Origin of the sequence: Streptomyces sp. NPDC015125 (assembly GCF_043080045.1) — a bacterium.
GTDB lineage: Bacteria > Actinomycetota > Actinomycetes > Streptomycetales > Streptomycetaceae > Streptomyces.
In genome coordinates this window covers 950,087-967,187 of sequence record NZ_JBIBVF010000001.1, presented here as the reverse complement: position 1 = coordinate 967,187, position 17,101 = coordinate 950,087, and the positions used below count along the sequence as shown (strand labels likewise).

Genomic DNA, 17,101 nt, shown 5'->3' with positions numbered 1-17,101 from the left:
GTACCGGATCACCCCCCTTCCCGTCCCACCCGCAGCACCCCTCTCTCCCCTCCCGTCCAACCAAGGGAATCGCCGTGACACATCTCAGCGTCGAGATGCTCGCAGCGGATGCGACCGAGCCGATCACTTCGGCCGGTCACGCACAGCTGGGCATCGCCGTCCTGGCCGGCATCGCCGTCATCGTCCTGCTCATCACCAAGTTCAAGCTGCATGCCTTTCTGTCGCTGATCATCGGTTCGCTGGTGCTCGGCGCGGTGGCCGGTGCACCCCTCGACAAGGCGATCACCAGCTTCTCGACGGGGCTGGGCACGACGGTCGCGGGCACGGGGGTGCTGATCGCGCTCGGTGCCGTCCTCGGGCGGCTGCTCGCCGATTCGGGCGGCGCGGACCAGATCGTCGACACGATCCTGGCGAAGGCGGGCCGGCGGGCGATGCCCTGGGCGATGGTGCTGATCGCCGGGATCGTGGGGCTGCCGATCTTCTTCGAGGTCGGCATCGTGCTGCTGATCCCGGTGGTGCTGCTGGTCGCCAAGCGCGGCAATTTCTCGCTGATGCGGATCGGCATCCCCGCGCTGGCCGGACTGTCCGTCATGCACGGGCTGATACCGCCGCACCCCGGGCCGCTCGCCGCGATCGACGCCGTCAAGGCGAACCTGGGCGTCACGCTCGCGCTCGGTGTGGTCGTCGCCATCCCGACCGCGATCATCGCCGGTCCGGTCTTCTCCCGTTACGCGGCCCGCTGGGTGGACATCCGCCCGCCGGAGAAGATGGTGCCCGAGCGTGCCTCCAACGACCTGGAGAAGCGGCCCGGCTTCGGGATCACCGTGGCCACCGTGCTGCTGCCGGTGGTGATGATGCTGGCCAAGGCGCTGGTGGACATCGTCATCGACGATCCGGAGCACACCGTCCAGAGGGTCTTCGATGTCGTCGGCTCACCGCTGATCGCGCTGCTCACCGCGGTCCTCGTCGCGATGTTCACGCTGGGCCGGGCGGCCGGTTTCACCCGCGGCCGGATCGCCACCACCGTCGAGAAGTCGCTCGGCCCGATCGCCGGGGTGGTGCTGATCGTGGGTGCGGGCGGCGGTTTCAAGCAGACGCTGGTGGACGCCGGTGTCGGCCAGATGATCCTGGACGTCTCCAAGGGCTGGAACATCTCCGCGCTGCTGCTGGCCTGGCTGATCGCGGTCGCCATCCGGCTCGCGACCGGCTCCGCGACGGTGGCCACCATCTCCGCCGCCGGGCTGGTCGGCCCGCTCGCCGCGGACATGAGCACCACCCATGCCGCGCTGCTGGTGCTGGCCATCGGATGCGGGTCGCTGTTCTTCAGCCATGTCAACGACGCCGGATTCTGGCTGGTCAAGGAGTACTTCGGGATGAGCGTCGGCCAGACGCTGAAGACCTGGTCGGTGATGGAGACGCTGATCTCGGTCGTCGGGATCGGGTGCGTGCTGTTGCTCTCCCTGGTCCTTTAGGGCCCCGATCCCCCGGACTGCTGCGTCGTTCCGGGGGACCGGGGCGGTCACATGGTTCCTTCCCGGACGGGTCACCGTCCCGGGCGCCCCACCCCCCTCAGGCGCCCGTCCCCGGCACGAGGCCGTACGAGCGGATTCCCGCTGGTACGGCCTCGTGCGCGTGGGGGCGGATTCCCGGAGGGGCCCGCGGCCGTGGGGGTCGCACCGCGGCGCACGAGGACGACCGCCGCGAGGCCGACCGCCAGTCCGGCGGCGGTCTGCGGGCCGAACGGTTCGCCGAACATGGCGGCTCCCCACAGCGCCGTGACCGGTGCCATCAGGAACATCAGGGTGTTCACCTCGGTGACTCCCCGGCGCCGGAGGATCAGCCAGTACAGCCCGTACCCGCCGAAGGTGGACAGCGCCACCAGCCAGCCGACCGCCGCCCAGAACGAGAGCGAGGCGGGCGGCTGCAGGGAGCCGGTGCCTGCGGCGAGGGCGGTGAAGAGGACGGCGCTGGTGGTGCAGTGGACGGTCATCGACACCGACGGGGCGACCCGGGTGCGCGAGCGGCCTTCCAGGAACGTGGCCGCCACCAGCGAGGACATCCCGAGGAACGGGACGAGGTAGGCCCACCCGGCCACCCCCGTACCGGCCGCCGCGTCAGCCGTGGTGACCAGGGCGACGCCGCCCACGCCCAGGCACAGCCCGAGCCACTGCCGGCGCGAGACGTACTGGTGCAGCAACGGTCCGGCGAGCGCCCCGGCCACCAGGGGCTGGGTGCCGTCGATCAGGGCCGTGGTGCCGCTGGAGACCCCGAGCTGGATCGCGGAGTAGACGGTGAGCAGATAGCCGCTCTGGGACAGCGCGCCGATGGTGGCCTGCCGGGCCATGTCCCGTGCGGTCAGGCCCCGCCACGAGGGGCGGGCGGCGGTGGCCGCCACGACGACGAGGACGGCGGCGAGCGGCAGGAACCGCCACATGAGGAGCGTGACGGCGGGCGCGCTGTCCGCGCCGAGCTTGGCCCCGATGAACCCGGAGCTCCAGCAGAGCACAAAGGCGGCTGAGAGCAGGAGGTGCATGCCGCCGCTCCCTTCGGTAGACCGATCTGTATACCTCTGCTTTCACTATACAGATCGGTATACTCATGTCCATGGGTATCTCGCAGAAGCCGCAACGGATCACCATGACGCCTGCCGCGCGCCGCGCCCTGGCGGCCGCCGGACGGCTGTTCTACGAGCGCGGCATCCACGCCGTCGGGGTGGATCTGATCGCGGCCGAGGCCGGGGTGACGAAGAAGACCCTCTACGACCGGTTCGGCTCCAAGGAGCAGCTCGTCGTGGAGTACCTCGCGGACCGCGATGAACGCTGGCGGGCCTTTCTGGCGCCGTACCTCGACGCCGCGGGGCCGTCGCCCGCGGCGGGGGTCCTGGCCGTCTTCGACGCCTCGCGCGCCTGGTCGGCGCAGCACAGCGCCAAGGGCTGCAGCATGGTCAACGCCCACGCCGAGATCAGCGATCCGTCCCACCCCGCGTACGCGATCATCACCGCGCAGAAGCAGTGGATGCTCGCGCTGTTCACCGATCTGGCCGGGGCCGCAGCGCCCGGCCGGGCCGACCGGCTGGGCCGGGCGCTGATGCTGCTCCATGAAGGGGCCCTGGTCGCCCACGGCCTGGATATCTTCCCCGACCCGATCGGTCAGGCCCGCGACGAGGCGGAGGCGCTGCTCGCCGCCGCGGGGGAGGGGGCGTGACCACCGGCCGGGCCCCCGCGCGGGCCGGTGGCGTTCACCGGGCCGCCGGCACCGCGCCCGCGCCGAGGTACGTCTCCAGGGCCGCCGCCACCTGTGCCGTCGCGTCCTCGGGCGGAGCGGCGAGGGCGAGGTAGCCGTCGGGGCGGATGAGGAGGACGGCGGAGTGTGGGCCGTAGGCGTCGCGGATATGGCCGTCGGCGTCGATCAGGTCCGGGGTCGGGCCGCCGACGCGGACGAGGCGCAGCAGGGCCGGGTCGGCGGGCAGTGCACTGTTGTCGACGCCGGTGCCGCCCAGGTCGAGCAGGGTGAAGTGCGGGCCGCGGAAGGCGTCGAAGAGCCGGGTGGGCGTGCCGTCGGCCGTGGTGCACGGGGCGTCGGGGGCCCGGTCGCCCGCGGCGGGGGTGCCCTCGGCGAGGTCCGTGCGCAGTTCGCGGGTGAGTGGGCTGTCGGGGTAGCCGATGCCGAGCTGGTGCAGGTCCCGGCCGCGCCGCCAGTTGCCGGAGCGGTGCAGCCGGGTGCTGGTGTCGAGGATGTGCTCGGCGATCGGGCGGCGCTCGGCGTCGTAGGTGTCGAGGAGGGTGTCGGGGGCGCCGTGCCGCAGCACCTGGCCGAGCTTCCAGCCGAGGTTGTAGGCGTCCTGGACGCTGGTGTTCAGGCCCTGGCCGCCCGCCGGGGAGTGGATGTGCGCGGCGTCGCCGGCCAGGAAGACCCGGCCGGTGCGGTAGGTGTCGACCATGCCCGCCTTGGGGCGGTAGATGGAGGCCCACAGGACCTCGTCGATCTGCTCGGGCGCCAGATGGGTGTGGGCGGCGAGCCGGGCGCGGACCGTTTCGGGTGAGGTGTCCGGCTCTTCGGTGAAGATCGCTATGAAGGTCTGGAAGTAGTCGGTGCCGGCCAGCGGGAGGAGCGCCACGAACCCGACGTCCGGCAGCTCCCAGCGGTGCCAGTGGTCCCGGTCGAGGCCCGACACCCGGACGTCCGCGAGGAGGACGGCGCCCGGAGCCAGCGACGGGCCGCTCATCGTGAGGCCCAGCGCCCTGCGTACGGTGCTGCGCCCGCCGTCGGAGGCGACCAGATAGGCGCCGCGCACCGTGCGCTCCGCACCGTCGGCACGGCGCAGACGGGCCGTCACGCCGGTGGAGTCCTGGTCGAACGAGGTGAGTTCGGTGTCGAAGAGGACGTCGCCGCCGAGCTCTTGCAGCCGCTCGTACAGCAGCTCCACATTGCGGAACTGGGGCACCATCAGGGTGTTGGAGTGCGGGACGGCGGGCGTCGGATCGACCTGCTCGATCATCTCGGCGACCTTGGCGATCCGGCCGTTCTCCCACCAGGCCGTGTGCGGATAGCGCCCGCCGGCCGCCCGCACGGCGTCCAGCACCCCGAGGTCGTCGTAGACCTCCTGGGTGCGCGGCTGCACGCCGGTGCCGCGGGCGCCGGGCGAGAGGCGGTCCTGCCGTTCGACGAGCAGGGTGCGCACGCCGCGGCGGGTGAGGTCGATGGCCAGGGCGAGGCCGGTCGGGCCCGCGCCGGCGATCAGTACGTCGAAGGTCGTGCCGTCGTCGGGCAGGGCGGCGCCGAAGGCGTCCTTAACGGTGTTAAGTTCCATGTTTCCGAGGATGGCTTTAACGGTGTTAAGTTGTCAACATGGTTTCGCGCATCGACCGGAAAAAGGTCGTGGACACTGCCCTGCGGCTGCTGAACGAGGTCGGCCTCGACGGGCTCACCCTCCGGGCCATCGCCAAGGAGCTGAACGTCCAGGCCCCCGCGCTGTACTGGCACTTCAAGAACAAGCAGGAACTGCTGGACGAGATGGCCACCGAGATGTTCCGGCGGATGGCCGGGCCGGTGGTGGCCGGAGAGTCCGGTGCGGGCCCGCACGACAGCACCTGGCAGAAAACGCTCGTCTCCGCCTGCCGGGCGATACGCCGCGAGCTGCTCGGCTACCGCGACGGTGGCAAGGTCTTCAGCGGCACGCGGATGACCGATGACAGCGCCGCCGGGCCGCTCGACGCCTTGATGCGCTGCCTCACGGACGCGGGCTTCACCCCGGGCGAGGCGGCGCGGGCCTGGTGGACCGCGTACAACTACACCGTGGGCCTGGTGATCGAGGAGCAGTCGGTCCACCCGGTGCCCGGCCGGCGGGCCACCCGTGACCCGGCCTACGACCAGGCCGAGCGCGAGCGGCGGCTCGGTCCGGACTATCCGCTCGCGGCGCAGGCCGGCGAGGAGCTGTTCGGCGACATCGAGCAGGGCTTCGAGGCCGGGCTGCGCATCATCGTCGCGGGGATCACCGCCACCCTGGGCCCGGACGCGGAGGGCTGAGCGGGCCGCGGGCCGGGCGGCCGTCCGGACTCGGTGCGGCGGTCCGGCCGCCCGAACTGAGCGCCGCGGGCGAGCCGGGCGCCGCCGGGACTCAGCGCCGCGGGTCGATCGACCGCTTCAGCGCCGGCGTCAGCGGACGCTCGACGAAGCGGTGCAGCACCCACGCGAGCAGCAGCATCAGCCCGACGGTCAGTATCAGCGTCGCGTAGGACGGCAGCCCGATGCCGTGGTGCAGCGCCCGCACCACCACCCAGCCCAGATGCTCGTGCACGAGATAGAAGGGGTAGGTCAGCGCGCCGGCCACGGTCAGCCAGCGCCAGTTCGCCCACCGCAGCTTGCCCAGCGCGACCGCCGCGACCAGGGCGAAGCCGAGGGTGACGACGGCGATGATGGCGGCGGTCGAGCGGTAGGAGAACGCGGTGGCCGACGGGGCGTGCCACAGTCCGGCGACCGCGTAATGCTGGCCGATCAGCCAGCTGACCAGCACTATCGCCCAGGCGATCGGATCGCGGGCGCCGTAGCGGTGCAGCAGGTACAGGCCCACTCCGCCGATGAAGAACGGGGCGTACTCGGGCATCAGGACGGTGTCGAGGAAGGGCTGGTGCGCGGCCTGTGCGAGCGCGGCGGCCAGGGTCCAGCCCGCACAGAAGAGCACCACCCGGCCGCGGGTGGCACCGGGCAGGACGACGCAGAGCGCGAAGAGGGCGTAGAAGCGCATCTCCGCCCACAGGGTCCAGCACACCCCGAGCACCCGGTCCACGCCCAACGGCTGCTGCAGCATGGTCAGGTTGGTCAGCACCTCGCTGGGCGGCAGCGCCTTGTAGGCGACCCAGGGGAGCGCGAAGACCGCGGTGACCAGCAGGATCGCGGCCCAGTACGCCGGATAGAGGCGGGAGACGCGGGAGGCGATGAACGCGCGCAGCGTCCGGCCCCAGCCGCTGAGGCAGATGACGAAGCCGCTGATCACGAAGAAGATCTGCACGCCCAGACAGCCATAGGCGAACAGGGGCGCGGCGGTGGGGAATTGCTGGGCGGGCGAACCGCCCCAGGCCTGCGATATCTCGCCGCTGCGGCCCCCGAAATGGTAGGCGGCGACCATCAGCGCGGCGAGCAGCCGCAGCCCGTCCAGGGCGCGCAGCCGCGACGGTCCTCCCCCGGCACCAAGGGCCGGGGGGACCCCCGCGCTGCGCCCCCGTATTGCGGGCTGCGGGGCGGTGGTGACGACATCCGGCGCGGCGGGCGGCGCGCCGGTCGTCAGCTGGGGCGCGGTCATCCGAACGCGGCCCGCTTCTTCAGCCGCCGCTGCACCGCACGCGCCCGGCGCGCGACCTTGCGGACGGTGGCATTGCGCGGCAGGAACGACAGTTGGGAGGGGATCGCACCGGGCAGCGCCAGCGCGGTCAGCCGGCGGCGCTTGAAGTAGCGCCAGGTGACCTGGTCGAGGTGCGCCGCGAGGTAGCGCTCGGCGGCCGGCCGCAGCTGCGGATAGATCTGGTGCTGCATCGCATAGCCGACCGCGGTGACCAGGCCCTCGATGCTCTCGGCGGTGGCGAAGGCGCGCGGGCGCTCGCTGCGGTCCCCCAGGTCGGGCACCAGCGCGTCCACGATCGTGACCGGGACGCGGTTGCTGTTCTGGTACGGCGTGAGCCGCTCCAGCAGCAGACCGGTGCCGGTGCGCGCGGTCGGCAGACCGAAGAACGTGGCCGCCGTCAGCAGCGCGGTGGAGAAGCAGCCGACGACCAGCGCGGGCCGCATCCGCTGGTAGAGCACCTCGGCCAGCACCGGGGTGTCCAGCACGGTCAGCGCGATATCCAGCTTCTCGGCCTCCCGCTCCAGCAGCCGCGACCAGCGGGCCGGCGCGGACGGGTGCGGTTTGAAGACGATCTCGCGGTGGCCGCGCTCGGCGGCGCCGCGCACCATCCGCACATGCAGCTCCTCTTCCTCCTCGGGAGTGAGGATGCCCAGCGCGGAGAGGTACTGGCCGAGCAGCAGCGCGGCGCCCTCCGGGACCGCCACCTCGCCACTGGCGTCACAGAGTTCGGCCAGCACCTTGGTGAAGGCGTCGGTCGGCACGGTGTGCGGTGCCACGTCGAACTCGGTGAGCAGCAGCGGCATCAGGCCCGGCACCAGGTCCAGATGCAGCAGCCGGTTGATCCGGGTGCCGATCAGCGGGTCGAGCTTGTTGCGGGTGGGCCCGTAGCTCATCAGCCCGTCGGCGTAGACATCGATCGGCGCGTCCGGGAACAGCTGGGTGATCGCCAGCGCCGGGTTGACCTGGATGGACTCCACGACCAGCTCGATGTGGTCGTCGCCCAGGCCCCACAGCAGCCGCAGATGCCGCTCCCACAGCGGGACGTCGTCCGAGCGCGGCGACCAGCCGCCGGGGTGGAACGGGCTGATCGTCTCGTTCCACGACAGCACCCGGTCGAAGCGGCCGCGCAGCCGCTCGAAGCCGGGCATGGTGTCCAGCGACGCGCTGGTCTCCGGGGTCGTCGCGTTGTTGCTGACCAGCAGCAGCCGGCGGTCGGCCGGTGCGAAGCAGTCGGCGTCCAGCGCGGCGGCGAGCGTCGCCGCACCGTAGGGCGTGGACGCCAGGAAGATCTGGGTACGCGGTCGGGTGGACATCAGGCGGCGACCTCCGGCGTGGGGCTACCGCCCTGGTCGAGCGGATCCGAGAGCTTGGGGGCGGGGCGACGGCGCAGCCGCCGCAGCCGGGACGCGCGCTGCACATCCATCGATTCCAGGGCTTCCTTCAGTACGTCCTGCGGCATGCGTTTCATGGCCGCGGCGCTCATCGCACGCAATTTACGGGCGACCTGTGGTTCGAAACGTTCGATCGAACCGAGGTGGTGGGAAATGATCGCGCAATAGGTGCGTACCGCCTTCGGCAGCAGAAGATCGGCATCGCGGTCCTGCGCCGTTTCCTCGATCACCTGATCGAAGGCGCGGATGAAGTCCAATTGCCGAACATCCCCGATCTGGGTCAGTGAGGACGCCACTCCGCGCCGGTAGAAAACTCCGAGCAGCCCGACCACCGCCATGGACTTCGCCTCGCGGTGCAGCCGCCAGATCCACGGGCGGTCCTCCGCGGTGCGCAGCCCGTCCCGGAAATGGAGTACCCCCTCGTCCAGCAGCCGGCGGTGGTACATCCCGGCCCAGGCGAAGGCGTAGTCGACGGAGGTGGAGCGGTCGGCGGGCAGGATCACCTCGCGCGGGTCCATCACCACCCCGCGCCGGCCGTGCGGGACACGGTGGACGGTGCGCGCGCGGGCGGTGCACTGGACATGGTCGGTACGGACGAAGTCACACCCCAACTCCTCGATGGTGCTGAGCAGTTGGGGGTAGTAGCCGGGCGCGAGCCAGTCGTCACCGTCCAGGAAGGTGACGTACTCGCCACGGGCCTCGTCCAGGCCGGTGTTCCGGGCGGTGGCCAGACCGCCGTTCTGTTCGTGCCGCAGCACTCTGGCGCCCGGCAGCTCGCGCTCGGCGCGCGCGAGAATCTCCGGGGTCTCGTCGCGGGAACAGTCGTCGACGAGCAGGAATTCAAAATCTTCGCGGGCGTTGGCCGCCAGGCTTTTGAGGGTGTCGGGCGCGTATGTCTGCACGTTGTAGAACGGCACGATGACGGAGAGCTTAACCACCCGGGTGACGTTAGGTGCGCAGGCGGCATTCGTCTTTACCGGGTGCGGACCTCAAGGTGAACGAAGAATGGCGGGATGGTTAACCGGGTCGACAATCGGGCTGGTTAGCCATTCGTCGACCCGCTGTTAACCCTTTGTTGCGACCCAGTTGGCCCGCTAAACGGAATGGCTTCCTAGCGTCTTCGACGTGCCATCACGTACCCACTCTTCGCCGCGGGTCGCCGTACTCGCCGACTCGGATACCCGATGGAAATGGGGCGCTTTGACAGCGTACCGAATCCAATCGGACATCCGGCTCGACGGCTACCTTCTCCGCGGCCGCGCCACTCCCACGGTCCGACAGCTCGACGAGGTCGGCGCCCGTGCGGACTCGCTGCGCGAAATCAGGGGCGTCGACTTCGTCCGGTCCATCGACCGTACGCGCTACGACGTCGTCGTGCTGGCCTGTGTCGGCGGTGCGGTGCAGGCGATGCTGCACGGCCTCGCCCGCGCCTGGCGAGGAGCGCAGACCCGCCCCGTCGTCGTCACCGGCTATGTCGGGGTGGTCTACGAGAAGCTCGCCGACGGGCTGCTGCTGCGGCACGGCGCGGATGTCGTCCTCGCCAACTCCCGGCACGACGCGGACCGGTTCCGCGAGGTCTACCGCGGTGTCGGCGCCGACGACGGCGGTGTCGTCGAATGCGCCCTGCCGTTCCTCGGCGGCGACCGCTACCGCCGCGACGGCGACACCGGCGCGCAGCACCCCTATACCGTCGTGTTCGCCGCCCAGCCCTCCGTCCCGGAGAGCCGCGCGGACCGGACCTACCTGCTGCGCCGGGCCGTGGAGCACGCCCGCAGGCACCCGGACCGCGAGGTGCTGATCAAGCTCCGCAGCAAGCCGGGCGAGCACACCACCCACATCGAGGAACTGCCCTACCAGAAGCTCGCCGCCAAGGCGCCCGGCGGACTGCCTGCCAACTGCCGTCTGGTGTACGGCAACATGGGCGAGGTCCTGGACCGCACCGACCTGATGGTGACGGTCAGCTCGACCGCCGCCCTGGAGTCGCTGCACCGCGGCATCCCCACCGCCGTCCTCACCGACCTGGGCATCCGCGAGATCCTCGGCAACCACCACTTCCTCGGCTCCGGCTGCCTCGCCTCCTGGGACGAGCTGGACGCCGGGCACCGCCCGGAGCCCGACGCGGACTGGCTCGCCCGGCAGGGCGTCGCCGCCGAAGGGGACTACGAGCAGTCCTTCGACGCCGCCCGCACCCGGGTCACCGCGCTGCGTACCGCCGACCGGCTGCCGCCGATCGCCCCGTACTACACACCCCGCACCGCCCCCGGCTATCTCCCCGGCATCCTCGCCCGGCACGGCCTGGACGCGCACGGCGAGCCGATCGCCGGCTACGCGGACGCCCCCGAGGAGACCGGCGGACTGCGCCGGGTCGCCCGCGAGACGGTCCGCGAGGCCGCCCGCGGCGCCTACCGCCACGGCGTCCAGCGCGTCGCCCCCGCCATCCGCCGCTGGGGGCAGCTGTGACCCTCCCGCCGCCCGTCAGCCCCCGGAGCCCGCACGGCCCCCGGAAGGAGCCCGAAATGCCGCCGAACCCGCAGAGCAGCCCGCCGACCGTGGTGGCCGTCATCCCGGCCCGCGGCGGATCCAAGGGCGTGCCCGCCAAGAACCTCGCCGCCGTCGGGGGAGTGCCCCTGGTGGCCCGCGCGGTCCGCGAATGCCGCGCCGCCCGCCTGGTCACCGATGTCGTGGTCTCCACCGACGACGCCGGGATAGCGGCCGCGGCCCGCGGCGCCGGAGCGGTCGTCGTACGGCGCCCCGGCGACATCGCGGGCGACACCGCCACCAGCGAGGCCGCCGTCCTGCACGCCATGGACGCCTACGAGGCCGAGCACGGCGCCCGGGTCGACGCGGTGCTGCTGGTCCAGTGCACCAGCCCCTTCGTCGTCCGCGAGGACATCGACTCGGTGGCCGCCGCGGTCGTCGAGGGCGGCGCCGACAGCGCGCTGACCGTGGCACCGTTCCACGGCTTCGTCTGGCGGGACGCCGAGCCCGAGGTCGCCGCAGACGGCGCCGCGGCCGACGGCGGCCACGGCGTCAACCACGACAAGTCCTTCCGGCCGCGCCGCCAGGACCGCCCCCAGGACCTGCTGGAGACCGGCGCGGCCTACGCCATGGAAGCGGCCGGCTTCCGCGCCGGCGGCCACCGCTTCTTCGGCCGCACCGAGCTCGTGCGCACCGACCCCGCCCGGGTGCTGGAGATCGACGATCCGCACGACCTGGCCCGCGCCCGCGCGCTCGCGCCGCTGCTGGACGCCCCCCGTCCCGGCGCCCTCCCGACCCTCGACGACATCGACGCCGTCGTCCTCGACTTCGACGGCACCCAGACGGACGACCGGGTGCTGATCGACGCCGACGGACGGGAGATCGTCGCGGTGCACCGCGGCGACGGCCTCGGCATCGCCGCCCTGCGCAAGGCGGAGCTGAAGCTGCTGATCCTGTCCACGGAGACCAACCCGGTCGTCGCCGCACGGGCCCGCAAGCTGCAGGTGCCCGTCCTGCACGGCATCGACCGCAAGGACCTCGCCCTCAAGCAGTGGTGCGAGGAAGCGGGCATCGCGCCCGAGCGCGTGCTCTACGTCGGCAACGACGTCAACGACCTCCCGTGCTTCGACCTCGTCGGCTGGCCCGTGGCGGTCGCCGGGGCGCACGACGTGGTGCGCGGCGCGGCCCGCGCGGTCACCGCGACGCCCGGCGGCAGCGGGGCGATCCGAGAGATCGCCGCCTGGCTGCTGGGCCCGTCCCTGTAACCCACCAAGACCCCCTGCAGACCCCCGATCAACCCGCTCACCCCTGTTCCACCCGCACACCCCCTGATCAACACGAAGGAATCCTCCCCATGAGCAGCAACTCCCGCCTCCGCACCCTCGGCTCCCGCGAGGCCGGCCCCGGCCGCCCCGTCTACGTCACCGGCGAGATCGGCATCAACCACAACGGCGACCTGGAGAATGCCTTCGCGCTGATCGACGCCGCCGCCGACGCCGGCTGCGACGCCGTCAAGTTCCAGAAGCGGACCCCGGAGATCTGCACCCCGCGCGACCAGTGGGACATCGAGCGCGACACCCCCTGGGGCCGGATGACCTACATCGACTACCGCCACCGTGTGGAGTTCGACGAGGACGGCTACCGCGCCATCGACGAGTACTGCAAGAAGCGCGGCATCGCCTGGTTCGCCTCCCCGTGGGACGTCGAGTCCGTCGCCTTCCTGGAGAAGTTCGACGTGCCCTGCTACAAGGTCGCCTCCGCCTCGCTCACCGACGACGAGCTGCTGCGCGCCATGCGCGCCACCGGCCGCACCGTCATCCTCTCGACGGGCATGTCCACCCCCAAGCAGATCCGGCACGCCGTCGAGGTCCTGGGCAGCGAGAACATCCTGCTCTGCCACGCCACCAGCACCTACCCGGCCAAGGCCGAGGAGCTCAACCTGCGCATGATCAACACGCTGCAGGACGAGTACCCCAACGTCCCGATCGGCTACAGCGGCCACGAGACCGGTCTGCAGACCACCCTCGCCGCGGTCGCCCTCGGCGCCACCTTCGTCGAGCGCCACATCACCCTCGACCGCGCGATGTGGGGCTCCGACCAGGCCGCCTCCGTCGAGCCCGGCGGCTTGTCCCGCCTGGTCCGTGACATCCGCACCATCGAGGAGTCCCTCGGTGACGGTGTCAAGAAGGTCTACGAGAGCGAGCTCGGCCCGATGAAGAAGCTGCGCCGCGTCACCGGCGTGGTGGCCGAGGCCGAGGCCGGCGCCGAGCCGGCGGCGGTCTGACGGCAGCCGGCCGAACCGACGGGAGCGATGGTGAGCTCACCTGAAGGGGCCCGCGCCGGGTCCGTCACACCTGGCGCCGAGGTCCCGCCCCAGGAGACGACGGGTTCTCCCGCCCGTCGTCTCCTGGGGGTGCCGCGGCAGACCCGCCGGCCCGCACGCACCGGTGCCGGACCGGCCGCCGCCGCGCGCGACGCCGGCACTCTCGCCTTCGTCGAGAGCCCGGTACAGCTGCTCAATGTCCTGGAATGGGCGTACACGGCACAGGCCACCGCGCTCACCGTCGTCGTGCTCTCCCCGCACGATCCGATGACCCGCGGCCAGCTGCGCCGGATGGCCGAACTCGCCCGCGACGAAGGCCATACGGTGCGCTGGGAAGAGGCCCGCGGCGGCCCGACCGCGCCGATGCGCACCATCGGCGGGCTCACCCCGCTGCTGCGCCGCGCCCGCCGCATCGTCATCGGCGACCCGTTCTCCCGCTACGTCCAACTGCTGCTCACCCTCACCAAGGCACGCGATCTGGTCGTGGTCGACGACGGCACCGCCACCATGGAGTTCATCTCCCAACTCGCCCGCGGCGAACGGCTGGTGCGCTGGCACCGCAACGGCAGCGGACGCGGTGCGCGGGACCTGGCCTTCGCGCCGTTCTCGGCCACCGCCCGGCGTCGGCTCACCCCGGCGCCCGAGGGCGGCCGGCGCACCGTCGGCCTGTTCAGCTCGATGCCCGTCGAGGCCCCGCCGGGTGTCGAGGTCACCACCAACGAGTTCGCCTGGACCCGCGGCCGTTTCGGCCCGCCCCGGCTCACCCGCGCCGCCGATATCGTCGGCACCTCGCTGGTGGAGACCGGGGTCGTGGACGCCGACCGCTATCTGGCCGCCGTCGCCGCCCTGGCCCGTACGCACGGCGCCACCCGCTACTTCGCGCACCGCAAGGAGAGCGCCGAAAAGCTCCGCCGCCTCGTCACGGAGACCGGCCTGGAGATCGTCCGCCCCGATCTGCCGCTGGAACTGATCGCCCGGCGCGGCCCCATCGGACGGCTGATCGTCAGCTTCCCCTCCACCGTCGTGCACACCCTGCCGCTCGCCCTGCTGGGCACCGAGGTCAAGGTCGCGGTCTGCGACATCGACCCGGAGTGGCTGACCGCCCACGCCTCACCCCGCGCCCAGGGCTTTCTCGACGGGGTCACCGGCACCGCCCGCGACGTCCAGCGGCTGCCGTTCACCCAGCGGGTGGTCGCCGGCTGAGGGGCGGCGCCGCCCGGCGGCCGGCCACCGGCCGAGGACCGCACCGCCGCACAGGAAGCCCTACTGCATACCCTTCGCATAAACCGTCCATGCGCCGAGCGGCCTAGATTTTCTTCCCCTAACGGGCTGAACTTTTGTTGATCGAGGGACAGTTGCCCCGGTGCGGGCCGTACCGTGGCACGGGTGAACCACTCGATCTCCCGCGATGCCGGCACCGCCCGTACTCCCGCCGGGGACCAGCTCCCCGGCGCGCTCCCCGACGCGCTGCGCGCCGAACTCGGCCACTTCCGGCGCGACTTGCACATGCATCCCGAGCTCGGCAACCAGGAGTTCCGGACCACCGCCGCGCTCAAGGAACGGCTGGAGCGGGCCGGTCTGCGGCCCCGGGTACTGGCCACCGGCACCGGCCTGATCTGCGACATCGGTACACCGGACGCGACGGCCGACGGACGCGCGCTCGCCGCCGACCCCGCCCGCCCCCTGCTGGCCCTGCGCGCGGACATCGACGCCCTGCCCATCCCGGACACCAAGACCGTCGACTACGCCTCGACGGTCCCCGGCCGCGCGCACGCCTGCGGCCATGACGTGCACACCGCCGTCGTCCTCGGCGCCGGTCTGGTCCTCGCCGAACTCGCCCGCACCGGCGCCCTGCCGCGCCCGGTCCGTCTGATCTTCCAGCCCGCCGAGGAGGTGCTGCCGGGCGGCGCCCCCGACGCGATCGAGTCCGGTGCGCTGGAGGGCGTCGGCCGGATCCTCGCCGTCCACTGCGATCCGCGCGTCGACGCCGGCCGGATCGGGCTGCGGGTGGGGGCGATCACCTCCGCGTGCGACCGGCTGGAGGTCGGACTCGACGGCCCCGGCGGCCACACCGCCCGCCCGCACCTGACCACCGACCTGGTCACCGCCGCTTCCCGGGTCGCCCTGGACGTTCCGGCGCTGCTGTCCCGCCGGGTCGACGCCCGCGCCGGGCTCGCGGTCACCTGGGGCCGCCTGGCCTCCGGGCACGCCTGCAATGTGATCCCGCAGCACGCCGAGCTCTCCGGCACCGTCCGCTGCCTCGACCTCGAAGCCTGGCGGCTGGCCCCGGACCTGGTCCACGCAGCGATCGACGAGATCGCCACGCTGCACGGCGCAAAGTCGCAGATCACCTACGTCCGCGGGGTCCCGCCGGTGGTCAACGAACCGGTCACCGTCCAACTGCTGCACTCCGCGATGGCCGCCCGCCGCGGCGAGGGCGCCATCGAGGACACCGAGCAGTCCCTCGGCGGCGAGGACTTCTCCTGGTACCTCGAACACGTCCCCGGCGCCATGGCCCGTCTCGGCGTCCACCCGCCCGCCGAGACCACCCGCCGCGACCTCCACCGCGGCGACTTCGACGTCGACGAACAGGCGATCAAGGTGGGCGTGGAACTCTTCACGGCCTGCGCGCTGCTCGACGGGAGCCTGGCGGGCTGAGGCCACGCCGCCCGGGACCACGCGTGGCGCGGTGCGGCTCTGCCCCCTATAACCGGCCACCGACCGTAAAGAGCGCATATCACCCCGTTCCGGCACCTAGCCGGGACGGGCCTCGCATATCGGCCGTACATGTTTCGTCGAGGTGCCCTACGCCTCGAATCGATAACGTCCGCGCAGTGGAGGGTTTTGCGCCAGGTCTACGCGCGTTAATCTCCGACAAGCCAGCGCCAAAGGGGGCGCTTAGAGCGAAGGGAAGGCCCCGTGCGTCGGGTCATCAGGATTGCCGCCGCGGCTACCGCCACCACGTGTCTCGCGTTCACCGCCACCGCGTGCGGACAGAGCTTCGCCGAGGCCAATCGCGCCAAGCACGCGGGCGTCGGACTGGCCTTCGACATCGGCGGCCGGGACGACCACTCGTTCAACGAGGCGGCCGCCCGCGGTACCGAGAACGCCCGGAAGAAGCTGGGCGTCAAGGTCAAGATGCTCACTGCCAAGAACGGCGAGACCGAGGCGGACCGCGAGCAGCGGCTGTCGTCCTTCGCCGAGGCCGGTTACAACCCGGTCATCGGCGTCGGCTTCGCCTACAGCCAGTCCGTGCAGAACGTCGCCAAGGACTTCCCCGACACCAGCTTCGGTGTCGTGGACGCCGTGCCGCAGGGCAAGAACGTCGATGCCATGGTCTTCGCCGAGCACGAGGGCTCCTACCTGGCCGGCGTCGCCGCGGCGCTGAAGAGCAAGACCCACAAGGTGGGCTTCATCGGTGGCGTGAACAATGCGCTGATCCAGAAGTTCCAGGCCGGCTTCGAGCAGGGCGTACGCGACACCGACCCGAAGGCCAAGGTCGTCTCGCAGTACCTCTACCCGAACAACGACAAGGGCTTCAACGACCCGGGGGCCGCCAAGGCCAAGGCCGCGGGGATGACCGACAGCGGTATCGACGTGATCTACACGGCGGCCGGACAGTCCGGCGCCGGCTCGATCGAGGAGATCAGCAAGCACAAGGGCGTCTGGGCGATCGGTGTGGACTCCGACCAGTACCAGCAGCCCGGTCTGGCGAAGTACAAGAACCACATCCTGACCTCGGTCGTGAAGAACGTCGATGTGGCCGTGTTCGACCTGATCAAGAGCTACGAGGACCACAAGCCGCTGACCGGCATCCACGCCTACGACCTCAAGCACCAGGGCGTCTCGCTCGCCACCTCGGGCGGCTTCATCAAGGACATCCAGCCGCAGGTCGACGCGGCCCGGAAGAAGATCATCGAGGGCAAGGTGAAGGTCAAGGAGACGCCGTAGCCAGACGCCGTAGCCAGACGCCGCGGCCAGGCGCCGCAGCCAGGGACGACGATCCACCCCGGGGCGCCGCAGCGCCGGCCCGGGGGGCGGTCCCCGCGTCCCCCTGTGACCTTCCGGTCC

At 71.7% G+C, this 17,101-nt stretch carries 14 protein-coding genes; 9 read left to right on the top strand and 5 right to left on the bottom strand.

Annotated features, from left to right (window positions below; translation table 11 throughout):
* Positions 1-74 precede the first annotated feature (74 nt).
* The gene (locus ACF088_RS04200) at positions 75-1,472 is read left to right on the top strand and encodes a gluconate:H+ symporter (RefSeq protein ID WP_392373812.1); all 1,398 of its coding nucleotides are present in this window, start codon (positions 75-77) and stop codon (positions 1,470-1,472) included.
* A 71-nt stretch (positions 1,473-1,543) separates the two neighbouring features.
* On the opposite strand, the gene ACF088_RS04195 is transcribed toward ACF088_RS04200, so the two are convergent.
* Entirely contained in the window at positions 1,544-2,533 is a 990-nt protein-coding gene (locus ACF088_RS04195; protein ID WP_392373811.1) for a DMT family transporter, read from the bottom strand.
* 71 nt (positions 2,534-2,604) lie between these two features.
* On the opposite strand from ACF088_RS04195, the gene ACF088_RS04190 reads away from it, so the two are divergent.
* Positions 2,605-3,204, top strand: coding sequence for a TetR/AcrR family transcriptional regulator (locus tag ACF088_RS04190; RefSeq protein ID WP_392373810.1), 600 nt, complete (start codon positions 2,605-2,607; stop codon positions 3,202-3,204).
* Between the two features lie 34 nt (positions 3,205-3,238).
* Here the strand turns inward: ACF088_RS04190 and ACF088_RS04185 are convergent, their stop codons facing one another.
* A complete protein-coding gene (locus tag ACF088_RS04185) occupies positions 3,239-4,810 on the bottom strand; it encodes an FAD-dependent monooxygenase (protein ID WP_392373809.1) in 1,572 nt (523 codons plus the stop codon).
* Between the two features lie 38 nt (positions 4,811-4,848).
* Here ACF088_RS04185 and ACF088_RS04180 point away from each other — a divergent pair, with 38 nt between their 5' ends.
* Complete coding sequence (locus ACF088_RS04180; RefSeq protein ID WP_392373808.1) at positions 4,849-5,526, top strand: TetR/AcrR family transcriptional regulator C-terminal domain-containing protein; 678 nt, start codon at positions 4,849-4,851, stop codon at positions 5,524-5,526.
* Between the two features lie 91 nt (positions 5,527-5,617).
* On the opposite strand, the gene ACF088_RS04175 is transcribed toward ACF088_RS04180, so the two are convergent.
* Genes ACF088_RS04175 through ACF088_RS04165 form a run of 3 tightly spaced genes read right to left on the bottom strand, consistent with a single transcriptional unit; the run spans position 5,618 to position 9,167 of the window.
* A complete protein-coding gene (locus ACF088_RS04175) occupies positions 5,618-6,799 on the bottom strand; it encodes an acyltransferase family protein (RefSeq protein WP_392373807.1) in 1,182 nt (393 codons plus the stop codon).
* Entirely contained in the window at positions 6,796-8,151 is a 1,356-nt protein-coding gene (locus ACF088_RS04170) for a polysialyltransferase family glycosyltransferase (protein WP_392373806.1), read from the bottom strand. Before ACF088_RS04170 ends, ACF088_RS04175 begins: the two co-directional genes overlap by 4 nt.
* Positions 8,151-9,167, bottom strand: a complete 1,017-nt coding sequence (locus ACF088_RS04165) for a glycosyltransferase family 2 protein (protein WP_392373805.1) — start codon at positions 9,165-9,167, stop codon at positions 8,151-8,153. Before ACF088_RS04165 ends, ACF088_RS04170 begins: the two co-directional genes overlap by 1 nt.
* A gap of 187 nt (positions 9,168-9,354) precedes the next feature.
* On the opposite strand from ACF088_RS04165, the gene ACF088_RS04160 reads away from it, so the two are divergent.
* From ACF088_RS04160 to ACF088_RS04135, 6 genes are all read left to right on the top strand, one after another.
* Positions 9,355-10,689, top strand: coding sequence for a DUF6716 putative glycosyltransferase (locus tag ACF088_RS04160; protein ID WP_392373804.1), 1,335 nt, complete (start codon positions 9,355-9,357; stop codon positions 10,687-10,689).
* A 56-nt stretch (positions 10,690-10,745) separates the two neighbouring features.
* On the top strand, positions 10,746-11,972 hold the full coding sequence (locus tag ACF088_RS04155; protein WP_392373803.1) for a cytidylyltransferase domain-containing protein: 1,227 nt from the start codon (positions 10,746-10,748) through the stop codon (positions 11,970-11,972).
* An 89-nt stretch (positions 11,973-12,061) separates the two neighbouring features.
* Positions 12,062-12,991, top strand: coding sequence for an N-acetylneuraminate synthase family protein (locus ACF088_RS04150; protein WP_030087032.1), 930 nt, complete (start codon positions 12,062-12,064; stop codon positions 12,989-12,991).
* Positions 12,992-13,018: 27 nt separating this feature from the next.
* A complete protein-coding gene (locus ACF088_RS04145) occupies positions 13,019-14,233 on the top strand; it encodes a hypothetical protein (protein ID WP_392373802.1) in 1,215 nt (404 codons plus the stop codon).
* A 183-nt stretch (positions 14,234-14,416) separates the two neighbouring features.
* On the top strand, positions 14,417-15,688 hold the full coding sequence (locus ACF088_RS04140) for an amidohydrolase (RefSeq protein ID WP_392373801.1): 1,272 nt from the start codon (positions 14,417-14,419) through the stop codon (positions 15,686-15,688).
* A gap of 261 nt (positions 15,689-15,949) precedes the next feature.
* Positions 15,950-16,981: a BMP family protein gene (locus ACF088_RS04135; protein WP_392373800.1), complete on the top strand. Its 1,032-nt coding sequence runs from the start codon at positions 15,950-15,952 to the stop codon at positions 16,979-16,981.
* Positions 16,982-17,101: the final 120 nt, after the last annotated feature.

Coding starts and splice junctions, on each gene's coding strand:
- ACF088_RS04195 (WP_392373811.1), bottom strand. CDS start 2,533: ATGCACCTCCTGCTCTCAGCCGCCTTTGTGCTCTGCTGGAGCTCCGGG.
- ACF088_RS04190 (WP_392373810.1), top strand. CDS start 2,605: ATGGGTATCTCGCAGAAGCCGCAACGGATCACCATGACGCCTGCCGCG.
- ACF088_RS04185 (WP_392373809.1), bottom strand. CDS start 4,810: ATGGAACTTAACACCGTTAAGGACGCCTTCGGCGCCGCCCTGCCCGAC.
- ACF088_RS04180 (WP_392373808.1), top strand. CDS start 4,849: ATGGTTTCGCGCATCGACCGGAAAAAGGTCGTGGACACTGCCCTGCGG.
- ACF088_RS04175 (WP_392373807.1), bottom strand. CDS start 6,799: ATGACCGCGCCCCAGCTGACGACCGGCGCGCCGCCCGCCGCGCCGGAT.
- ACF088_RS04170 (WP_392373806.1), bottom strand. CDS start 8,151: ATGTCCACCCGACCGCGTACCCAGATCTTCCTGGCGTCCACGCCCTAC.
- ACF088_RS04155 (WP_392373803.1), top strand. CDS start 10,746: ATGCCGCCGAACCCGCAGAGCAGCCCGCCGACCGTGGTGGCCGTCATC.
- ACF088_RS04150 (WP_030087032.1), top strand. CDS start 12,062: ATGAGCAGCAACTCCCGCCTCCGCACCCTCGGCTCCCGCGAGGCCGGC.
- ACF088_RS04145 (WP_392373802.1), top strand. CDS start 13,019: ATGGTGAGCTCACCTGAAGGGGCCCGCGCCGGGTCCGTCACACCTGGC.